The sequence below is a fragment of the Streptomyces olivaceoviridis genome (assembly GCF_014650115.1).
GTDB lineage: Bacteria > Actinomycetota > Actinomycetes > Streptomycetales > Streptomycetaceae > Streptomyces > Streptomyces olivaceoviridis.
In genome coordinates this window covers 1-17,772 of sequence record NZ_BMUI01000007.1, presented here as the reverse complement: position 1 = coordinate 17,772, position 17,772 = coordinate 1, and the positions used below count along the sequence as shown (strand labels likewise).

The 17,772-nt window shown below is 71.9% G+C and carries 17 protein-coding genes; 16 read left to right on the top strand and 1 reads right to left on the bottom strand.

Annotated elements, in window-relative coordinates; all coding sequences use genetic code 11:
* Positions 1–118: 118 nt before the first annotated feature.
* Positions 119–1,090 carry a UDP-glucose 4-epimerase GalE gene (gene galE / locus IE273_RS15370; protein WP_189815733.1) on the bottom strand — a complete coding sequence of 324 codons (972 nt, stop codon included), beginning with the start codon at positions 1,088–1,090 and terminating at the stop codon, positions 119–121.
* 264 nt (positions 1,091–1,354) lie between these two features.
* Between galE and IE273_RS15365 the strand changes: the two genes are divergently transcribed.
* The 16 genes from IE273_RS15365 to IE273_RS15295 form a co-directional block, all read left to right on the top strand.
* Entirely contained in the window at positions 1,355–3,187 is a 1,833-nt protein-coding gene (locus IE273_RS15365; RefSeq protein ID WP_189815732.1) for a DUF5941 domain-containing protein, read from the top strand.
* Positions 3,184–3,936 carry a phosphocholine cytidylyltransferase family protein gene (locus IE273_RS15360; RefSeq protein ID WP_189815731.1) on the top strand — a complete coding sequence of 251 codons (753 nt, stop codon included), beginning with the start codon at positions 3,184–3,186 and terminating at the stop codon, positions 3,934–3,936. Before IE273_RS15365 ends, IE273_RS15360 begins: the two co-directional genes overlap by 4 nt.
* Entirely contained in the window at positions 3,924–4,985 is a 1,062-nt protein-coding gene (locus tag IE273_RS15355) for an iron-containing alcohol dehydrogenase family protein (RefSeq protein ID WP_189815730.1), read from the top strand. Before IE273_RS15360 ends, IE273_RS15355 begins: the two co-directional genes overlap by 13 nt.
* The gene (locus IE273_RS15350) at positions 4,963–5,742 is read left to right on the top strand and encodes a CDP-alcohol phosphatidyltransferase family protein (RefSeq protein WP_189815729.1); all 780 of its coding nucleotides are present in this window, start codon (positions 4,963–4,965) and stop codon (positions 5,740–5,742) included. Before IE273_RS15355 ends, IE273_RS15350 begins: the two co-directional genes overlap by 23 nt.
* Positions 5,743–5,750: 8 nt before the next feature.
* Positions 5,751–6,623 (top strand): glycosyltransferase family 2 protein, encoded by an 873-nt coding sequence (locus tag IE273_RS15345; protein ID WP_189816016.1) that lies wholly within the window; start codon positions 5,751–5,753, stop codon positions 6,621–6,623.
* A 91-nt stretch (positions 6,624–6,714) separates the two neighbouring features.
* Entirely contained in the window at positions 6,715–7,644 is a 930-nt protein-coding gene (locus IE273_RS15340; protein WP_189815728.1) for an ABC transporter permease, read from the top strand.
* Complete coding sequence (locus tag IE273_RS15335) at positions 7,637–8,425, top strand: ABC transporter ATP-binding protein (RefSeq protein ID WP_189815727.1); 789 nt, start codon at positions 7,637–7,639, stop codon at positions 8,423–8,425. The genes IE273_RS15340 and IE273_RS15335 overlap by 8 nt, the downstream gene beginning before the upstream one ends.
* A gap of 361 nt (positions 8,426–8,786) precedes the next feature.
* Positions 8,787–9,683, top strand: a complete 897-nt coding sequence (gene hpnC, locus IE273_RS15330; RefSeq protein WP_189815726.1) for a squalene synthase HpnC — start codon at positions 8,787–8,789, stop codon at positions 9,681–9,683.
* Positions 9,680–10,642, top strand: a complete 963-nt coding sequence (gene hpnD / locus IE273_RS15325) for a presqualene diphosphate synthase HpnD (RefSeq protein ID WP_189815725.1) — start codon at positions 9,680–9,682, stop codon at positions 10,640–10,642. Before hpnC ends, hpnD begins: the two co-directional genes overlap by 4 nt.
* Positions 10,642–10,899, top strand: a complete 258-nt coding sequence (locus IE273_RS45130) for a DUF6380 family protein (RefSeq protein ID WP_373309347.1) — start codon at positions 10,642–10,644, stop codon at positions 10,897–10,899. Before hpnD ends, IE273_RS45130 begins: the two co-directional genes overlap by 1 nt.
* Complete coding sequence (gene hpnE / locus IE273_RS15320) at positions 10,896–12,323, top strand: hydroxysqualene dehydroxylase HpnE (RefSeq protein WP_189815724.1); 1,428 nt, start codon at positions 10,896–10,898, stop codon at positions 12,321–12,323. The genes IE273_RS45130 and hpnE overlap by 4 nt, the downstream gene beginning before the upstream one ends.
* Positions 12,323–13,456: a polyprenyl synthetase family protein gene (locus IE273_RS15315; protein ID WP_189815723.1), complete on the top strand. Its 1,134-nt coding sequence runs from the start codon at positions 12,323–12,325 to the stop codon at positions 13,454–13,456. Before hpnE ends, IE273_RS15315 begins: the two co-directional genes overlap by 1 nt.
* Before the next feature lie 120 nt (positions 13,457–13,576).
* Positions 13,577–15,607, top strand: coding sequence for a squalene--hopene cyclase (gene shc, locus IE273_RS15310; RefSeq protein ID WP_189815722.1), 2,031 nt, complete (start codon positions 13,577–13,579; stop codon positions 15,605–15,607).
* A gap of 1 nt (position 15,608) precedes the next feature.
* Positions 15,609–16,250: a phosphorylase family protein gene (locus IE273_RS15305; protein WP_189815721.1), complete on the top strand. Its 642-nt coding sequence runs from the start codon at positions 15,609–15,611 to the stop codon at positions 16,248–16,250.
* Between the two features lie 5 nt (positions 16,251–16,255).
* Positions 16,256–17,278, top strand: coding sequence for an adenosyl-hopene transferase HpnH (gene hpnH, locus IE273_RS15300; RefSeq protein WP_014676208.1), 1,023 nt, complete (start codon positions 16,256–16,258; stop codon positions 17,276–17,278).
* 4 nt (positions 17,279–17,282) lie between these two features.
* Positions 17,283–17,772, top strand: a 490-nt coding sequence (locus tag IE273_RS15295) for a flavodoxin-dependent (E)-4-hydroxy-3-methylbut-2-enyl-diphosphate synthase (RefSeq protein WP_189815720.1), incomplete at its 3' end; no start/stop codon positions are given.

The following is a 17,772-nucleotide window of genomic DNA, read 5'->3' as shown; positions in this document are numbered from 1 at the left end:
TGCCAGGTAAGCCAGTGAACTACGGGGCGGGGGTATGGGGCAACGCGGTACTGAACACCGTTGTCATGTGCCGTGACCTGCGGAAACGTTCCGCAGGTCAGGGGGCCGGGGGGCTCGCTCAGCTGCCGTGGTGCAGCCGCCAGCCCGCCCACGCCGACTCGATCATCTCCCGCACCCCGCGCCGGGCCCGCCAGCCCAGCGCCTCGGCGGCACGCTCGGCCGAGGCCACCGCGCGCGGCGCGTCGCCGGGGCGGCGGCCCTCCACCACGGGCGCCCGGCGGTCCCCGCTGACCTCCCCGATGACCGTGATCAGCTCGCGCACCGAGACCCCCTCGCCCCGGCCGATGTTCAGCGTCAGATCACCGGTGAGGTCCCCGGCGGCCAGCCGGCGGGCCGCCGCCAGGTGGGCCTCCGCCAGATCGGCGACGTGGATGTAGTCCCGGACACAGGTGCCGTCCGGCGTCGGGTAGTCGTCGCCGAAGATGCGCGGGGCCTCGTCCCGGGTGAGCCGGTCGAAGACCATCGGCACGATGTTGAACACCCCCGTGTCCGCCAGCTCCGGCGCCGCCGCGCCCGCCACGTTGAAGTAGCGCAGGCACGCGGTGGAGATTCCGTGCGCCCGCCCCGCCGCCCGCACCAGCCACTCACCGGCCAGCTTGGTCTCGCCGTACGGGTTCACCGGGGCGCACGGGGTGTCCTCGGTGATCAGGTCCACGTCCGGGTTGCCGTACACCGCCGCCGACGACGAGAACAGCAGGCGGTCGATGCCCGCCTCGGCCACCGCGTCCAGGAGCGTGGCCAGACCGCCCACGTTCTCCCGGTAGTAGCGGGTGGGCTGGGCCACCGACTCCCCGACCTGCTTGCGCGCCGCGAGATGGACGACGCCCGTCACGCCGTACTCCGCGAAGACCCGCTTCAGCAGCGCCCCGTCCAGCGTCGAGCCCTGGACCAGCGGCACCTCGGCCGGGAGTCGCGCGGGCACGGCGGCCGACAGGTCGTCCAGCGCCACGACGCTCTCCCCGGCGCCCGCCATGGCGCGTGCCACATGCGCCCCGATGTATCCGGCTCCGCCGGTGATCAGCCACGTCATGGTCGTCCACCCTATGCCGAACGGCCCGGTGTCCCGGTTGCCCGGGTCTGCGCCACGGGTTTGTGGGCCGGCCCCCGCATCCCCGATGATGATCGCGGCAAAGGCCGGGGCAGCCGCCGTGGGCCGGACCGTGAACGGCCGGTGAACACCGGCTCCGGACCATCCGATACCCTCTGCCGACATGCCGCCCGGGTGCCGCAGGCAGGGCGCCCCACCATGCAAGAGACCGGCGCCCGCGCGCCGGCACCCAGGGAGTGAGTTCGGTTGTCGACCGCCATCGTCACCGGTCAGCCGGTCCCCGGATCGTCGCTGGAGAACGATCTGCGGTCCCTCGGCTTCGACGTGCGCGTGGCCGCCGACGCCGCCGAGACGGAGTCCCTGCTCGCGGCCGTGCCGGCCGGCCGGCGCGTGGCCCTCGTCGACGCCCGTTTCGTCGGCCACCTGCACGCGCTGCGCCTCGGCCTGACCGACCCGCGCTTCCCGGTCGCCGCCGTCCCCGGTGCCGTCACCGCCCAGCCGGACGCCCGGCCGGCGCTCACCCGGGCCGTGGCCCGCGAGACCTCCGCGCCCGGCGGTACGGCCACCGCCCGCGCGACCGGGGGCGGCGCCCCCGCGCTCGCCGTGGACAGCCTCGCCGACCGCGTCGCCGACGCCCTCGACGCCGACGGCGGCGCCGTGCACCGGCCCGAGCTGGGCAGCCTGGTCGCCGCCGTGCCCGCCGACCCGCAGGCCCGCAACGAGGCCCGGCAGGCCGTCTCCGCCGTCGACGACGAGGCCGTCCGCCTGAAGTCGGCCGTGAAGTCCCGGGACGGCTTCTTCACCACGTTCTTCATCAGCCCCTACTCGCGCTACATCGCCCGCTGGTGCGCCCGTCGCGGCCTGACCCCGAACCAGGTCACCACGGCCTCGCTGCTCACCGCCCTGATAGCGGCCGGCTGCGCGGCGACCGGCACCCGAGGCGGCTTCGTCGCGGCCGGAGTGCTGCTGATCGCCTCCTTCGTCCTGGACTGCACCGACGGCCAGCTCGCCCGCTACGCCCTGAAGTACTCCACCCTCGGCGCCTGGCTCGACGCCACCTTCGACCGGGCCAAGGAGTACGCGTACTACGCCGGCCTCGCCCTCGGTGCCGCCCGCGGCGGCGACGACGTGTGGGCCCTCGCCCTCGGCGCGATGATCCTCCAGACCTGCCGGCACGTGGTCGACTTCTCCTTCAACGAGGCGAACCACGACGCCACCGCGAACACCAGCCCCACCGCCGCCCTCTCCGACAAGCTCGACAGCGTCGGCTGGACCGTCTGGCTGCGGCGGATGATCGTGCTGCCGATCGGCGAGCGCTGGGCGATGATCGCGGTCCTCACCGCGGTCACCACCCCCCGGATCACCTTCTACGTCCTGCTCGTCGGCTGCGCCTTCGCGGCGGCGTACACCACGGCGGGCCGGGTGCTGCGCTCGGTGACCCGCAAGGCGCGGCGCACCGACCGGGCGGCGCAGGCCCTGGCCGACCTCGCCGACCCGGGTCCGCTCGCCGGAGCCGTGCGGCGCGTGGCCCGCAAGGGACTGCCCGGGCTCGCCGTGCCCGCCGTCGCCCTGCTCGGCGGCGCCGTGGTCGTGGCCTGCTCGGCCCTCACGGACTTCGGCGGGCCGCTGCCGGTCGCCGGCGCCGTCGTGTACGTCCTGACCTCGGCCCTCGCCGTCGCCCGCCCCCTCAAGGGCGCCCTCGACTGGCTCGTCCCGCCCTTCTTCCGGGCCGCCGAGTACGGCACCGTCCTCGCGCTGGCCGGCAAAGCGGGCGTGAACGGGGCCCTTCCCGCGGCTTTCGGCCTGGTGGCGGCCGTCGCCTACCATCACTACGACACGGTGTACCGCATCCGCGGCAGCGCCGGAGCGCCCCCGGCCTGGCTGGTGCGTGTCATCGGGGGGCAGGAGGGGCGGACGCTGCTCGTCGCCGTTCTGGCCGCGGTGCTCACCGGCGCGCAGTTCAAGGTCGCGCTCACCGTCCTCGCCGTGGCCGTCGCCCTGGTGGTGCTCGTCGAGAGCATCCGCTTCTGGGTGTCCGCCGGGGCACCCGCCGTACACGACGAAGGAGAAACCGCATGATCGGCCTCGTGCTGGCGGCCGGCGCCGGGCGGCGTCTGCGCCCCTACACCGACACCCTGCCCAAGGCTCTGGTGCCGGTGGGCCCCGAGGGCGCGGAGGAGTCGCTGACGGTCCTGGACCTGACGCTGGGCAACTTCGCCGAGGTGGGGCTGACCGAGGTCGCGATCATCGTCGGCTACCGCAAGGAGGCCGTGTACGAGCGCAAGGCGGCCCTGGAGCGGAAGTACGGCCTGAAGCTCACCCTGATCGACAACGACAAGGCAGAGGAGTGGAACAACGCCTACTCCCTGTGGTGCGGCCGTGACGCCCTGAAGGACGGCGTGATCCTCGCCAACGGCGACACCGTGCACCCGGTCTCCGTCGAGAAGACCCTGCTCGCCGCGCGCGGTGACGGCAAGAGGATCATCCTCGCCCTGGACACGGTGAAGAGCCTGGCCGACGAGGAGATGAAGGTCGTCGTCGACCCCGAGAAGGGCATGACGAGGATCACCAAGCTGATGGACCCGGCCGAGGCGACCGGCGAGTACATCGGCGTCACCCTCATCGAGGGCGACGCCGCTCCGGAACTCGCCGACGCGCTGAAGGCCGTCTGGGAGACCGACCCGCAGCAGTTCTACGAGCACGGCTACCAGGAGCTGGTCGACCGCGGCTTCAAGGTCGACGTGGCGCCGATCGGCGACGTCAGCTGGGTCGAGATCGACAACCACGACGACCTCGCCCGCGGACGGGTGATCGCGTGCCAGTACTGACCCGGCTCATCCCCTCGCCGGTCGTCGTCGACATCCGCCCGGGTGCCCTGGACGACCTGGCCTGCGTCCTCGCCGACGAGCGCATCTCGCCGTCCGGCCGGCTCGCCGTCGCCGTCAGCGGCGGCTCCGGGGCACGGCTGCGCGAGCGCCTCGCGCCCTCGCTGCCCGGCGCGACCTGGTACGAGGTCGGCGGCGGCACCATCGACGACGCGGTCCGGCTGGCGAGCGACATGCAGGGCGGGCACTACGACGCCGTCGTCGGCCTGGGCGGCGGCAAGATCATCGACTGCGCCAAGTTCGCGGCGGCCCGGGTCGGCCTGCCGCTGGTCGCCGTCGCCACGAACCTCGCCCACGACGGCCTGTGCTCGCCGGTCGCCACGCTGGACAACGACGCGGGCCGCGGCTCGTACGGCGTGCCCAACCCGATCGCGGTGGTCATCGACCTCAACGTGATCCGCGAGGCACCCGTCCGGTTCGTGCGCTCGGGCATCGGCGACGCCATCTCCAACATCTCCGCGGTCGCGGACTGGGAGCTGGCCAACCGGGTCAACGGCGAGAAGGTCGACGGTCTCGCCGCGGCCATGGCCCGGCAGGCCGGCGAGGCGGTGCTGCGGCACCCGGGCGGGATCGGCGACGACGACTTCCTCCAGGTGCTGGCCGAGGCGCTGGTCCTCACCGGTATCTCCATGTCCGTGTCGGGCGACTCCCGCCCGTCCTCCGGCGCCTGCCACGAGATCAACCACGCCTTCGACCTGCTCTACCCCAAGCGCGCCGCCGCCCACGGCGAACAGTGCGGCCTCGGAGCCGCCTTCGCGATGTACCTGCGCGGCGCCCACGAGGAGTCGGCGTACATGACCGAGGTGCTGCGCCGGCACGGGCTTCCGGTGCTGCCGGAGGAGATCGGTTTCACGGTGGACGAGTTCGTCCGCGCGGTGGAGTTCGCCCCCGAGACCCGGCCCGGCCGCTACACGATCCTCGAACACCTCGACCTCAAGACGAACCAGATCAAGGACATCTACGCCGACTATGTCAAGGCCATCGGTAGCTGAACTCCGTCCGGTCGTCCACCCCGCGGGGGTGAAGGACCGGCGCAGCGGTGAGCACTGGGCGGGACGCCTCTACATGCGCGAGGTGTCCCTGCGCGTCGACCGCTACCTGGTGAACACCAGGGTCACGCCCAACCAGCTCACATACCTGATGACCGTCTGCGGTGTGCTCGCGGCCCCGGCCCTGCTGGTGCCGGGGATCGCGGGCGCCGTGCTCGGCGTGGTCGCCACCCAGCTCTACCTGCTGCTGGACTGCGTCGACGGCGAGATCGCCCGCTGGAGGAAGCAGTACTCGCTCGGCGGGGTCTACCTGGACCGCGTCGGCGCCTACCTCACCGACGCGGCCGTCCTGGTCGGCCTCGGCCTGCGCGCCGCCGACCTGTGGGGCAGCGGCCGGATCGACTGGCTGTGGGCCTTCCTCGGCACCCTCGCCGCGCTCGGCGCCATCCTGATCAAGGCCGAGACCGACCTGGTCGGCGTGGCCCGGCACCAGACCGGCAAGCCGCCGGTCAAGGAGGCGGCCTCCGAACCGCGCTCCTCCGGCATGGCGCTGGCCCGCCGGGCCGCCTCGGCGCTGAAGTTCCACCGGCTCATCCTCGGCATCGAGGCCTCGCTGCTCATCGTCGTCCTCGCGATCCTGGACCAGGTCCGCGGCGACCTGTTCTTCACCCGCCTCGGTACGGCCGTCCTCGCCGGCATCGCCCTGCTCCAGACGCTGCTGCACCTGGTGTCCATCCTCGCCTCCAGCAGGCTGAAGTGAGCGCGCCCATGAAGGTGGGCGCCGTCATCATCACCATGGGCAACCGGCCCGAGGAGCTGCGGGCCCTGCTCGACTCCGTCGCCAAGCAGGACGGCGACCCGGTCCAGGTGGTCGTCGTCGGCAACGGCTCGCCCGTCCCGGACGTGCCCGAGGGCGTGCGGACCGTCGAGCTGCCCGAGAACCTGGGCATCCCCGGCGGGCGCAACGTCGGCATAGAGGCCTTCGGGCCCGGCGGTCGCGATGTCGACATATTGCTCTTCCTCGACGACGACGGCCTGCTCGCCCGCCACGACACCGCCGAGCTGTGCCGCGAGGCCTTCGCGGCCGACCCGGAGCTGGGCATCATCAGCTTCCGCATCGCCGACCCCGACACCGGTGAGACCCAGCGCCGGCACGTGCCCCGGCTGCGCGCCTCCGACCCGATGCGCTCCTCCCGGGTCACCACCTTCCTCGGTGGCGCCAACGCCGTCCGCACCCGCGTCTTCGCGGAGGTCGGCGGGCTCCCGGACGCGTTCTTCTACGCGCACGAGGAAACCGACCTGGCCTGGCGGGCCCTCGACGCGGGCTGGATGATCGACTACCGGTCCGACATGGTGCTGTACCACCCGACGACCGCGCCCTCGCGGCACGCGGTCTACCACCGCATGGTCGCCCGCAACCGCGTCTGGCTCGCCCGCCGCAACCTCCCCGCCCTCCTGGTCCCGGTCTACCTGGGCGTCTGGCTGCTGCTCACGCTGCTCCGCCGCCCCTCGCGGCCGGCCCTGAAGGCATGGCTCGGCGGCTTCCGGGAAGGCTGGACCACGCCCTGCGGTCCCCGCCGCCCGATGCGCTGGCGTACGGTGTGGCGACTCACCCGACTGGGCCGTCCGCCGGTCATCTGACAAGCTCGTCCCTTGAAGTGCCCGTGCGCCCGCGGGCGGGCGCACGGGACGACGAACTCGAACGCGAATCCGAAGACGAAAGTATCCACCTGTGAGTGAGACCACGCACGACGGCACGGTCGCCGTGACCGCGGCCGCGCCGCCCGACGAGGGGCTGACGGCGGCCCAGCTCGCCGCCAAGTACGGGCTTGCCGTGAGCGGCGCCCGGCCCTCGCTCGTGGAGTACGTCCGTCAGCTCTGGGGGCGCCGCCACTTCATCCTCGCCTTCTCCCAGGCGAAGCTGACCGCGCAGTACAGCCAGGCCAAGCTCGGCCAGCTGTGGCAGGTGGCCACGCCGCTGCTGAACGCGGCCGTGTACTTCTTCATCTTCGGGCTGATCCTGCACGCCAGCCGCGGCATGTCCCAGGACGTGTACATCCCGTTCCTGGTCACCGGCGTGTTCGTGTTCACCTTCACGCAGAGTTCGGTGATGTCGGGCGTCCGCGCGATCTCCGGCAACCTGGGCCTGGTGCGCGCCCTGCACTTCCCGCGCGCCTCGCTGCCCGTCTCCTTCTCGCTCCAGCAGCTCCAGCAGCTGCTGTTCTCGATGGTCGTGCTGTTCCTCGTGGCGATCGGCTTCGGCAGCTACCCGGACCTGTCCTGGCTGCTGATCGTGCCCGTCCTCGCCCTCCAGTTCCTCTTCAACACCGGGCTCGCGCTGATCATGGCCCGTGCGGGTGCCAAGACCCCGGACCTGGCCCAGCTCATGCCGTTCGTGATGCGGACGTGGATGTACGCCTCCGGCGTGATGTTCTCCATCCCGATCATGCTGGAGGACAAGCCGCAGTGGATCGCGACGGTCCTCCAGTGGAACCCGGCCGCCGTCTACATGGACCTGATGCGCTTCGCCCTGATCGACGGCTACGGTTCCGCGAACCTGCCCGACCATGTGTGGGCGGTGGCCGGCGGCTGGGCCGTGCTCTTCGCCGTGGGCGGGTTCGTGTACTTCTGGAAGGCGGAGGAGCGGTACGGCCGTGGCTGAGCAGAACACCCAGGATCGCCGTCCGACGGTCATCGCGGACGACCTGCACATCGTCTACCGGGTCAACGGCGCCAAGACCGGCAAGGGCAGCGCCACGGCGGCCCTGAGCCGCATCCTCAGGCGCCGCTCCGACGACGCGGCGCGCGGGGTGCGCAAGGTGCACGCCGTGCGCGGCGTGTCCTTCGTGGCCTACCGCGGCGAGGCCATCGGCCTGATCGGCTCCAACGGCTCCGGCAAGTCGACGCTGCTGCGGGCCATCGCCGGGCTGCTGCCCGCGGAGAAGGGCAAGGTCTACACCGATGGCCAGCCGTCCCTGCTGGGTGTGAACGCGGCCCTGATGAACGACCTGACCGGCGAGCGGAACGTCATCCTGGGCGGGCTCGCCATGGGCATGTCCCGGGAGCAGATCAAGGAGCGCTACCAGGGCATCGTGGACTTCTCGGGCATCAACGAGAAGGGCGACTTCATCACCCTGCCGATGCGCACGTACTCCTCCGGCATGGCGGCGCGCCTGCGCTTCTCCATCGCCGCCGCCAAGGACCACGACGTCCTCATGATCGACGAGGCGCTCGCCACCGGCGACCGCAAGTTCCAGAAGCGCTCGGAGGAGCGCATCCGGGAACTGCGCAAGGAGGCCGGCACGGTGTTCCTGGTCAGCCACAACAACAAGTCCATCCGTGACACCTGCAACCGGGTGCTGTGGCTGGAGCGCGGTGAGCTGCGCATGGACGGGCCCACCGAAGAGGTCCTCAAGGAGTACGAGAAGTTCACGGGCAAGTGACCCGTTTTCGGCCAGGGCCCCGCCGGAATCCCTCCGGCGGGGCCCTTCCGTCTGCAAAGGAAGCGTCAACTCCGTCTGGCGTTAGGAATCTTGAAGGCAATCGGTGTGTTGTTGTGATGTGCAGGACACCCTGCCGCGCCACGCCGCGTTGTACAACGTAAGCTGTACCGGCGTCGGAAACCGGCAAGTGGGGCGATAATGCGCGCCCACCTGCGGTGGGCACGCCTGCGCGGAGCGGGGCGGCGTGTCCGAAATAGTGTGTATCGGATTGGCAGTGTAGAACGGGAGATGTGACGGCAATGGCTACGGAAACTCCCCTGCTCAGCGGAGCATGTGCCGTCCACGCCCCGGGCAGCGCCCGATGACGGCCACCGCCGAGGCGCCCGACCTGGAACGCGCCACCCTGGACAAGGCCGCGAGCGAGAACTTCCCGGTGGCCCCCTTCTTCCTGCCCCGGGACTGGCGCGCCGACCTCATGGCGGTCTACGGGTTCGCCCGTCTGGTGGACGACATCGGCGACGGCGACCTCGCCCCCGGCGGCGCCGACGCCCGGCTGCTCGGCGTGTCGCCCGCCGAGGCCACCGACCGCCTGGTCCTCCTCGACGCCTTCGAGGCCGACCTGCGCCGCGTCTTCGACGGCACCCCGCGCCACCCGCTGCTGCGCCGCCTGCGGCCCACCGTCCGCCGCCACGCCCTCACCCCCGAGCCGTTCCTCGGGCTGATCGCGGCCAACCGCCAGGACCAGCTCGTCACCCGGTACGAGACCTACGACGACCTCCTCGCCTACTGCGAACTCTCCGCCAACCCGGTCGGCCGCCTCGTGCTCGCCGTCACCGGCACCTCCACCCCCGAGCGGATCCGGCTGTCCGACGCGATCTGCACGGCGCTCCAGATCGTCGAGCACCTCCAGGACGTCGCCGAGGACCTCGGCCGCGACCGGATCTACCTCCCCGCCGCGGACATGAAGCGCTTCCACGTCCAGGAAGCGGACCTCGCCGCGAAAACCACGGGCGCATCGGTGCGCGCCCTGGTTGCATACGAAGCACAACGCGCCCGCGATCTGCTGAATGAAGGCGCCCCCCTGGTGGGTAGCGTCCACGGCAGGCTCAAGCTGCTGCTCGCAGGGTTCGTGGCGGGAGGAAGGGCGGCGATCCGGGCGATCGCCGCCGCCAAATACGACGTACTTCCCGGCCCGCCCAGACCCGGCAAGGTCCAGTTGCTGCGCGAGGCGGGCCTGATCCTGCGAGGAGAGGGGTGATCCGGGCCGTGGATTCTCCGCCGCACGTGTCCGCACCGGTACTCGCCGCCTACAGCTACTGCGAGGCCGTCACCGGGCAGCAGGCCCGTAACTTCGCCTACGGCATCCGGCTGCTGCCGACGGCCAAGCGCCGCGCCATGTCGGCGCTGTACGCGTTCTCCCGGCGCGTGGACGACATCGGCGACGGCGAGCTGGCCGGCGACGTCAAGCTGACGCGGCTGGAGGACACCCGGGCGCTGCTCGCCCGGATCCGCGAGGGCGAGGTCGAGGAGGACGACACCGACCCGGTGGCCGTCGCCCTCAGCCACGCCGCGCGCGTCTTCCCGATCCCGCTCGCCGGCCTGGACGAGCTGATCGACGGCGTCCAGATGGACGTGCGCGGGGAGACCTACGAGACCTGGGACGACCTGAAGGTCTACTGCCGGTGTGTCGCCGGTGCCATCGGCCGCCTCTCGCTCGGCGTGTTCGGCACCGAACCGGCCGCGCGCGGAGCCGAGCGCGCGGCCGAGTACGCCGACACGCTGGGCCTCGCCCTCCAGCTCACCAACATCCTGCGCGACGTCCGCGAGGACGCGGCCGGCGGCCGTACCTATCTGCCCGCCGACGACCTCGCCAAGTTCGGCTGCTCGGCCGGGTTCAACGGGCCGACCCCGCCGGAGGGCTCCGACTTCGCGGGCCTCGTGCACTTCGAAGTGCGGCGCGCCCGGGCCCTGTTCGCCGAGGGCTACCGGCTGCTGCCCATGCTCGACCGCCGCAGCGGCGCCTGTGTGGCCGCGATGGCCGGCATCTACCGCCGGCTGCTGGACCGCATCGAGCGCGACCCGGAGGCCGTGCTGCGCGGCCGGGTCTCGCTGCCCGGACACGAGAAGGCCTACGTCGCCGTGCGCGGCCTCTCGGGGCTCGACACCCGGCATGTGACCCGTCACGTCTCCCGGCGCTCCGTCCGGAGGCGCGCCTGATGCAGCGCACCGCACCAGAACCGGCCGGACCGGACGGCATGCGACAGTCAACCTTCCGCCGCGGCGTGGCGTCCCTGACTGCGACGGCCGGGCGTGCACCGTTCAACCACCAGGCGCGCGCCCCGAAGGGGCGCGGGGCCGTGTCCGACATGCGGCTGCCGCCGCGCGGGCACGACCGGCCACGACGTAGCCGCAGCCGAAAGGCGGCCCTCAACGGCCCCGCCCGCGGAGCGCACGCACGGAAGGACGCACGATGAGCGACGGCGCACTCCCCGCACCGGCGCGGTCCGGCGCTCCGGGCACGGCAGGCCGCAGCGCGGTCGTGGTCGGTGGCGGCCTCGCCGGGATCACCGCGGCGCTCGCCCTCGCCGACGCGGGCGTCCGGGTCACCCTGCTCGAAGGCAGGCCCCGGCTGGGCGGCCTCGCCTTCTCCTTCCAGCGCGGCGAACTGACCGTCGACAACGGCCAGCACGTGTACCTGCGTTGCTGCACCGCCTACCGCTGGTTCCTCGACCGGATCGAGGGCGCGGCGCTGGCACCGCTACAGGACCGCCTGGACGTGCCCGTCGTCGACGTCGCCAAGCCCGAGGGGCGGAGGCTCGGCAGACTGCGGCGCGACCCGCTGCCCGTCCCCCTCCACCTGGGGCGCAGCCTGGCCGCCTATCCGCACCTCTCGCTCGCCGAGCGCGCGGCCGTCGGGCGGGCCGCGCTCGCGCTGAAGGGGCTCGACCTCGCCGATCCGGCCCTGGACAGCCAGGACTTCGGCAGCTGGCTGACCGCGCACGGTCAGTCGGCGCGTGCCGTCGAGGCCCTGTGGGACCTGGTCGGGGTCGCCACCCTCAACGCGGTCGCGGGCGACGCCTCGCTGGGGCTCGCCGCGATGGTGTTCAAGACCGGTCTGCTGTCCGACCCGGGCGCGGCCGACATCGGCTGGGCCCATGTCCCGCTGGGCGAACTGCACGACCGGCTGGCCCGCAAGGCGCTCGACTCCGCGGGCGTGCGTACCGAGGTCCGTACACGCGTCACCTCCGTCTCCCTCAACGAGAACGGGACGTGGAGCGTTCAGGTTCCCGGCGAGAACCTCGAAACCGACGCGGTCGTCCTCGCCGTACCCCAGCGCGAGACCCACGACCTGCTGCCGCCCGGCGCCCTCGACGCGCCCGAGCGGCTGCTGGAGATCGGCACCGCGCCGATCCTGAACGTCCACGTGGTGTACGACCGCGAGGTGCTCGCCCGGCCCTTCTTCACGGCCCTCGGCACGCCCGTGCAGTGGGTGTTCGACCGCACCCACGCCTCCGGGCTGCGCACGGGACAGTACCTGGCGCTGTCCCAGTCGGCCGCGCAGGACGAGATCGACACCCCGGTCGCCGAACTCCGCGAGCGCTACCTGCCCGAGCTGGAACGGCTGATCCCGGGTACGCGCGCGGCCGAGGTGCTGGACTTCTTCGTGACCCGGGAGCGCACGGCGACGTTCGCCCCCACCCCCGGCGTCGGGCGGCTGCGGCCCGGCGCCCGCACCAAGGCCCCCGGCCTGTACCTGGCCGGAGCGTGGACCGCCACCGGGTGGCCCGCGACCATGGAGAGTGCGGTCCGCAGTGGAGTGAGCGCGGCCGACGCCGCGCTCAGTGCCCTGGGCCGGCCCCGCCCCCGCCACCTCTTCGCATTCGAGGAGGCGGCCTGATGTCCCATCGGCAGGCGGCCGGCCCCCGCACCCCCGGTACCGCAACAAGAGGAGAGACTGTGCCCACTGTGCCCCCGGCCTCGACGCCCGCTCCACGGGCCGCGGTGGACGTGACCGCGCTGCTGGAGCGCGGCCGGACCCTGGCCACACCGGTGCTGCGCGCGGCCGTCGACCGCCTGGCGCCTCCCATGGACACCGTCGCCGCCTACCACTTCGGCTGGATCGACGCCGCCGGCAACCCCGCCGACGGCGACGGCGGCAAGGCCGTCCGCCCCGCGCTCGCCGTGCTCTCCGCCGAGGTCACCGGCGCCGCACCCGAGGCGGGCATCCCGGGCGCGGTCGCCGTCGAACTCGTGCACAACTTCTCGCTGCTGCACGACGACCTCATGGACGGCGACGAGCAGCGCCGGCACCGGGACACCGTCTGGAAGGTGCACGGCCCCGCCCAGGCCATCCTGGTCGGTGACGCCCTGTTCGCCCTCGCCAACGAGGTCCTGCTGGAACTCGGCACGGTCGAGGCCGGCCGCGCCACCCGCCGGCTGACCACCGCCACCCGCGCCCTGATCGACGGTCAGGCCCAGGACATCTCCTACGAGCACCGCGACCGGGTCAGCGTCGAGGAATGCCTGGAGATGGAGGGCAACAAGACCGGCGCCCTGCTCGCCTGCGCCTGCTCCATCGGCGCGGTCCTCGGCGGCGCGGACGACGCCACCGCCGACGCGCTGGAACGGTACGGCTACCACCTCGGCCTCGCCTTCCAGGCCGTGGACGATCTGCTCGGCATCTGGGGCGATCCGGAGGCCACCGGCAAGCAGGCCTGGAGCGACCTGCGCCAGCGCAAGAAGTCCCTGCCCGTGGTGGCCGCGCTCGCGGCCGGCGGCTCCGCCTCCGAGCAGCTCGGCGACATCCTCGCCGCCGACGCCAAGAGCAGCGACTTCGAGAACTTCTCCGAGGAGGAGTTCGCGGCCCGCGCCGCCCTCATCGAGGAGGCCGGCGGCCGTGAGTGGACCGCGGCGGAGGCGCGCCGCCAGCACACCATCGCCATCGAGGCCCTCGACGCCGTCGACATGCCCGACCGGGTGCGGGACTCCTTCACGGCGCTCGCGGACTTCGTCGTCGTACGGAAGAGATGATCACTATTGGCCTGATGAGCCTCGCGTAGTCGCCGGCCGGTGTCTCCCCACGGTTGAAGGACACCGGCCGACGGCGGACCCACAGCAGCACGACTCGCACGACTGCACGAAGGGGATGCCATGACAGCGACGACCGACGGAAGTACCGGGGCGACCTTGCCGCCCCGGGCTGCCGCGGCCAGCGACACCGCCCTCACCACCCCCGAGGCGGCCGGGGTACAAGAAGCCGCCGCGCACGCCGCACGACGCGCCACCGACTTCCTGCTCTCCCGGCAGGACTCCCAGGGCTGGTGGAAGGGCGACCTGGAGACCAACGTCACCATGGACGCCGAGGACCTGCTGCTCCGTCAGTTCCTGGGCATCCAGGACGAGGAGACCACGCAGGCCGCCGCGAAGTTCATCCGCGGCGAGCAGCGTGAGGACGGCACCTGGGCCACCTTCTACGGCGGCCCCGGCGAACTGTCCACCACCATCGAGGCGTACGTCGCCCTGCGCCTGGCCGGCGACGAGCCCGATGCCCCGCACATGGCGAGGGCGTCCGCCTGGGTCCGCGAGCGCGGCGGCATCGCCGCCTCCCGCGTGTTCACCAGGATCTGGCTCGCCCTGTTCGGCTGGTGGAAGTGGGAGGACCTGCCCGAACTCCCCCCGGAGCTGATCTGGTTCCCCACCTGGATGCCGCTCAACATCTACGACTTCGGATGCTGGGCCCGGCAGACCATCGTCCCGCTCACCATCGTCTCGGCCAAGCGACCGGTGCGCCCCGCGCCCTTCCCGCTGGACGAACTGCACACCGATCCGGCCCGGCCCAACCCGTCCCGGCCCCTGGCCCCGCTGGCCAGTTGGGACGGCGCCTTCCAGCGCATCGACAAGGCGCTGCACCAGTTCCGCAAAGTCGCCCCGCGCAGGCTGCGCAAGGCCGCTGTGAACGCGGCGGCCCGCTGGATCATCGAGCGCCAGGAGAACGACGGCTGCTGGGGCGGCATCCAGCCCCCGGCCGTGTACTCGATCATCGCCCTGCACCTGCTCGGCTACGACCTCCAGCACCCCGTGATGCGTGAGGGCCTCGCCTCGCTGGACCGTTTCGCCGTCTGGCGCGAGGACGGCGCCCGGATGATCGAGGCCTGCCAGTCCCCGGTCTGGGACACCTGCCTGGCCACGATCGCCCTCGTGGACGCCGGTCTGCCCGTCGACCACCCCCAACTGGTCAAGGCGGCCGACTGGATGCTCGGCGAGGAGATCGTCCGGCCCGGCGACTGGGCCGTGAAACGTCCCGGACTGCCGCCGGGCGGCTGGGCGTTCGAGTTCCACAACGACAACTACCCGGACATCGACGACACCGCCGAGGTCGCCCTCGCGCTGCGCCGGGTCCGGCACCACGACCCGGAGCGCGTCGACAAGGCGATCGGCCGGGCGGTGCGCTGGAACCTCGGCATGCAGTCGAAGAACGGCGCCTGGGGCGCCTTCGACGTCGACAACACCAGCCCGTTCCCCAACCGGCTGCCGTTCTGCGACTTCGGCGAGGTCATCGACCCGCCGTCCGCGGACGTCACCGCGCACGTCGTGGAGATGCTCGCCGCCGAGGGCCTCGCCCACGACCCGCGCACCCGGCGCGGCATCGACTGGCTGCTCGCCGAGCAGGAGCCGAACGGCTCGTGGTTCGGCCGCTGGGGCGTCAACTACGTCTACGGCACCGGCTCGGTGGTGCCCGCGCTGACCGCGGCCGGACTGCCCGGCTCGCACCCGGCGATCCGGCGGGCCGTGACCTGGCTGGAGAGCGTCCAGAACGACGACGGCGGCTGGGGCGAGGACCTGCGCTCCTACAAGTACGTCAAGGAGTGGAGCGGCCGGGGCGCCTCCACCGCCTCCCAGACCGCGTGGGCGCTGATGGCGCTGCTCGCGGCGGGGGAGAAGGACTCCGAGGCCGTCGAGCGCGGCATCCAGTGGCTGGCCCGGACCCAGCGCGAGGACGGCACCTGGGACGAGCCGTACTTCACCGGCACCGGCTTCCCCTGGGACTTCTCCATCAACTACCACCTGTACCGGCAGGTCTTCCCGCTCACCGCGCTCGGCCGCTACCTGCACGGCGACCCCTTCGAGCGCAATCTGCTCGCCAAGGCCAAGGCGGCCGCGTCACGGGCGACGGGGAGCTGACTTGAGCGACCAGCCCGCCCCGGCCCCGCTGCTGATCGCCTGCGCGCTCGGCATCGAGCACCTCGCCCTGCGCACCGGCGACAGGAGCGGGGCGGACGGGCCGTACACCGTCGTCCGTACGGGCATGGGCCCGAAGGCGGCGGAACGCTCCGTCGGCCGGCACCTCGCCGGTCCGGCGTCGGCCGGCACCGCCGTGCTGGCCACCGGTTTCTGTGCCGGGCTCGCCCCCGGCATGCACCCCGGCGACCTGGTCGTCGCCGAGGAGACCCGGGACCCGCGCGGGACCGTCCCGTGCGTGGGCACCGACCTGCTGGTCAAGGAACTCGTGCGCCTGCTGCCCGGACGCACGGTCCACACCGGCCCGCTCACCGGCTCCGACCACGTCGTGCGGGGGGCCGAGCGGTACGATCTGCTCGCCACCGGCGCGATCGCGGTCGACATGGAGTCGGCGGCCACGCTCCGCACGGCCGTCCGCACGGGCGAGCGCCCGGTCGCGGCCGTCCGGGTGGTCGTGGACGCCCCGGAACACGAACTCGTCCGGATCGGCACGGTGCGCGGCGGAATATCAGCCTTCCGCGTTCTTCGTTCCGTCCTTCCCTCATTTTTTGAATGGCACCGTTCTTCGCTGCTCCCTCGGAGGTGAGCCAGATGGCCATGCCGTTGCGCCAGTCCATCAAGGTCGCGACATACCTGGCTGAACAGAAGCTCCGCAAGCGGGACAAGTTCCCGCTCATCGTCGAGCTGGAACCGCTGTTCGCCTGCAATCTGAAGTGCGAGGGCTGCGGCAAGATCCAGCACCCGGCCGGTGTGCTCAAGCAGCGCATGCCGGTCGCCCAGGCCGTGGGCGCGGTGCTGGAATCCGGTGCGCCGATGGTGTCCATCGCCGGTGGCGAACCCTTGATGCACCCTCAGATCGACGAGATCGTGCGGCAGTTGGTGGCGAAGCGGAAATACGTCTTCCTGTGCACCAACGCCATGTTGCTGCGCAAGAAGATGGACAAGTTCACGCCGTCGCCCTACTTCGCCTTCGCCGTGCACATCGACGGGCTGCGGGAGCGGCACGACGAGTCCGTGGCCAAGGAAGGCGTCTTCGACGAGGCGGTGGAGGCCATCAAGGAGGCCAAGCGGCGCGGCTTCCGGGTGACCACCAACTCCACCTTCTTCAACACCGACACCCCGCAGACCATCATCGAGGTGCTCAACTTCCTCAACGACGACCTCAAGGTCGACGAGATGATGATCTCGCCCGCCTATGCCTACGAGAAGGCCCCCGACCAGGACCACTTCCTCGGTGTCGAGCAGACCCGCGAGCTGTTCAGGAAGGCCTTCGCGGGCGGCAACCGCAAGAAGTGGCGGCTCAACCACTCCCCGCTCTTCCTGGACTTCCTGGAGGGCAAGGTCGACTTCCCGTGCACCGCGTGGGCGATCCCGAACTACTCGCTCTTCGGGTGGCAGCGCCCCTGCTACCTGATGAGTGACGGGTACGTGCCGACGTACCGCGAACTCATCGAGAAGACCGACTGGGACAAGTACGGCCGCGGCAAGGACCCGCGCTGCGACAACTGCATGGCGCACTGCGGCTACGAGCCGACCGCCGTCCTCGCCACCATGGGCTCCCTGAAGGAGTCCCTGCGGGCGATGCGGGAGACCGTCTCCGGAAACCGGGAGTGACACGATGACCGCCGTTCCCTTGGGCGTTCCCGGGGTACCGGCCCGTCCGGTCGCGCCGCGGCGGCAGTCGCGGCAGATCCAGGTCGGGCCGGTGGCGGTCGGGGGCGGAGCCCCGGTGTCGGTGCAGTCCATGACGACGACCCGCACGTCGGACATCGGCGCCACCTTGCAGCAGATAGCGGAACTCACCGCGTCCGGCTGCCAGATCGTCCGCGTCGCCTGCCCCACGCAGGACGACGCGGACGCCCTCGCGACCATCGCCCGCAAGTCACGGATCCCGGTGATCGCGGACATCCACTTCCAGCCGAAGTACGTGTTCGCCGCCATCGAGGCCGGCTGTGCGGCGGTGCGCGTGAATCCGGGCAACATCAAGCAGTTCGACGACAAGGTCAAGGAGATCGCCAAGGCCGCCAAGGACCACGGCACCCCGATCCGGATCGGCGTCAACGCCGGCTCCCTGGACAAGCGCCTGCTCCGGAAGTACGGCAAGGCCA

Coding starts and splice junctions, on each gene's coding strand:
- galE (WP_189815733.1), bottom strand. CDS start 1,090: ATGACGTGGCTGATCACCGGCGGAGCCGGATACATCGGGGCGCATGTG.
- IE273_RS15360 (WP_189815731.1), top strand. CDS start 3,184: ATGATCGGCCTCGTGCTGGCGGCCGGCGCCGGGCGGCGTCTGCGCCCC.
- IE273_RS15350 (WP_189815729.1), top strand. CDS start 4,963: ATGTCAAGGCCATCGGTAGCTGAACTCCGTCCGGTCGTCCACCCCGCG.
- IE273_RS15345 (WP_189816016.1), top strand. CDS start 5,751: ATGAAGGTGGGCGCCGTCATCATCACCATGGGCAACCGGCCCGAGGAG.
- hpnC (WP_189815726.1), top strand. CDS start 8,787: ATGACGGCCACCGCCGAGGCGCCCGACCTGGAACGCGCCACCCTGGAC.
- IE273_RS45130 (WP_373309347.1), top strand. CDS start 10,642: ATGCAGCGCACCGCACCAGAACCGGCCGGACCGGACGGCATGCGACAG.
- hpnE (WP_189815724.1), top strand. CDS start 10,896: ATGAGCGACGGCGCACTCCCCGCACCGGCGCGGTCCGGCGCTCCGGGC.
- IE273_RS15315 (WP_189815723.1), top strand. CDS start 12,323: ATGTCCCATCGGCAGGCGGCCGGCCCCCGCACCCCCGGTACCGCAACA.
- shc (WP_189815722.1), top strand. CDS start 13,577: ATGACAGCGACGACCGACGGAAGTACCGGGGCGACCTTGCCGCCCCGG.
- hpnH (WP_014676208.1), top strand. CDS start 16,256: ATGGCCATGCCGTTGCGCCAGTCCATCAAGGTCGCGACATACCTGGCT.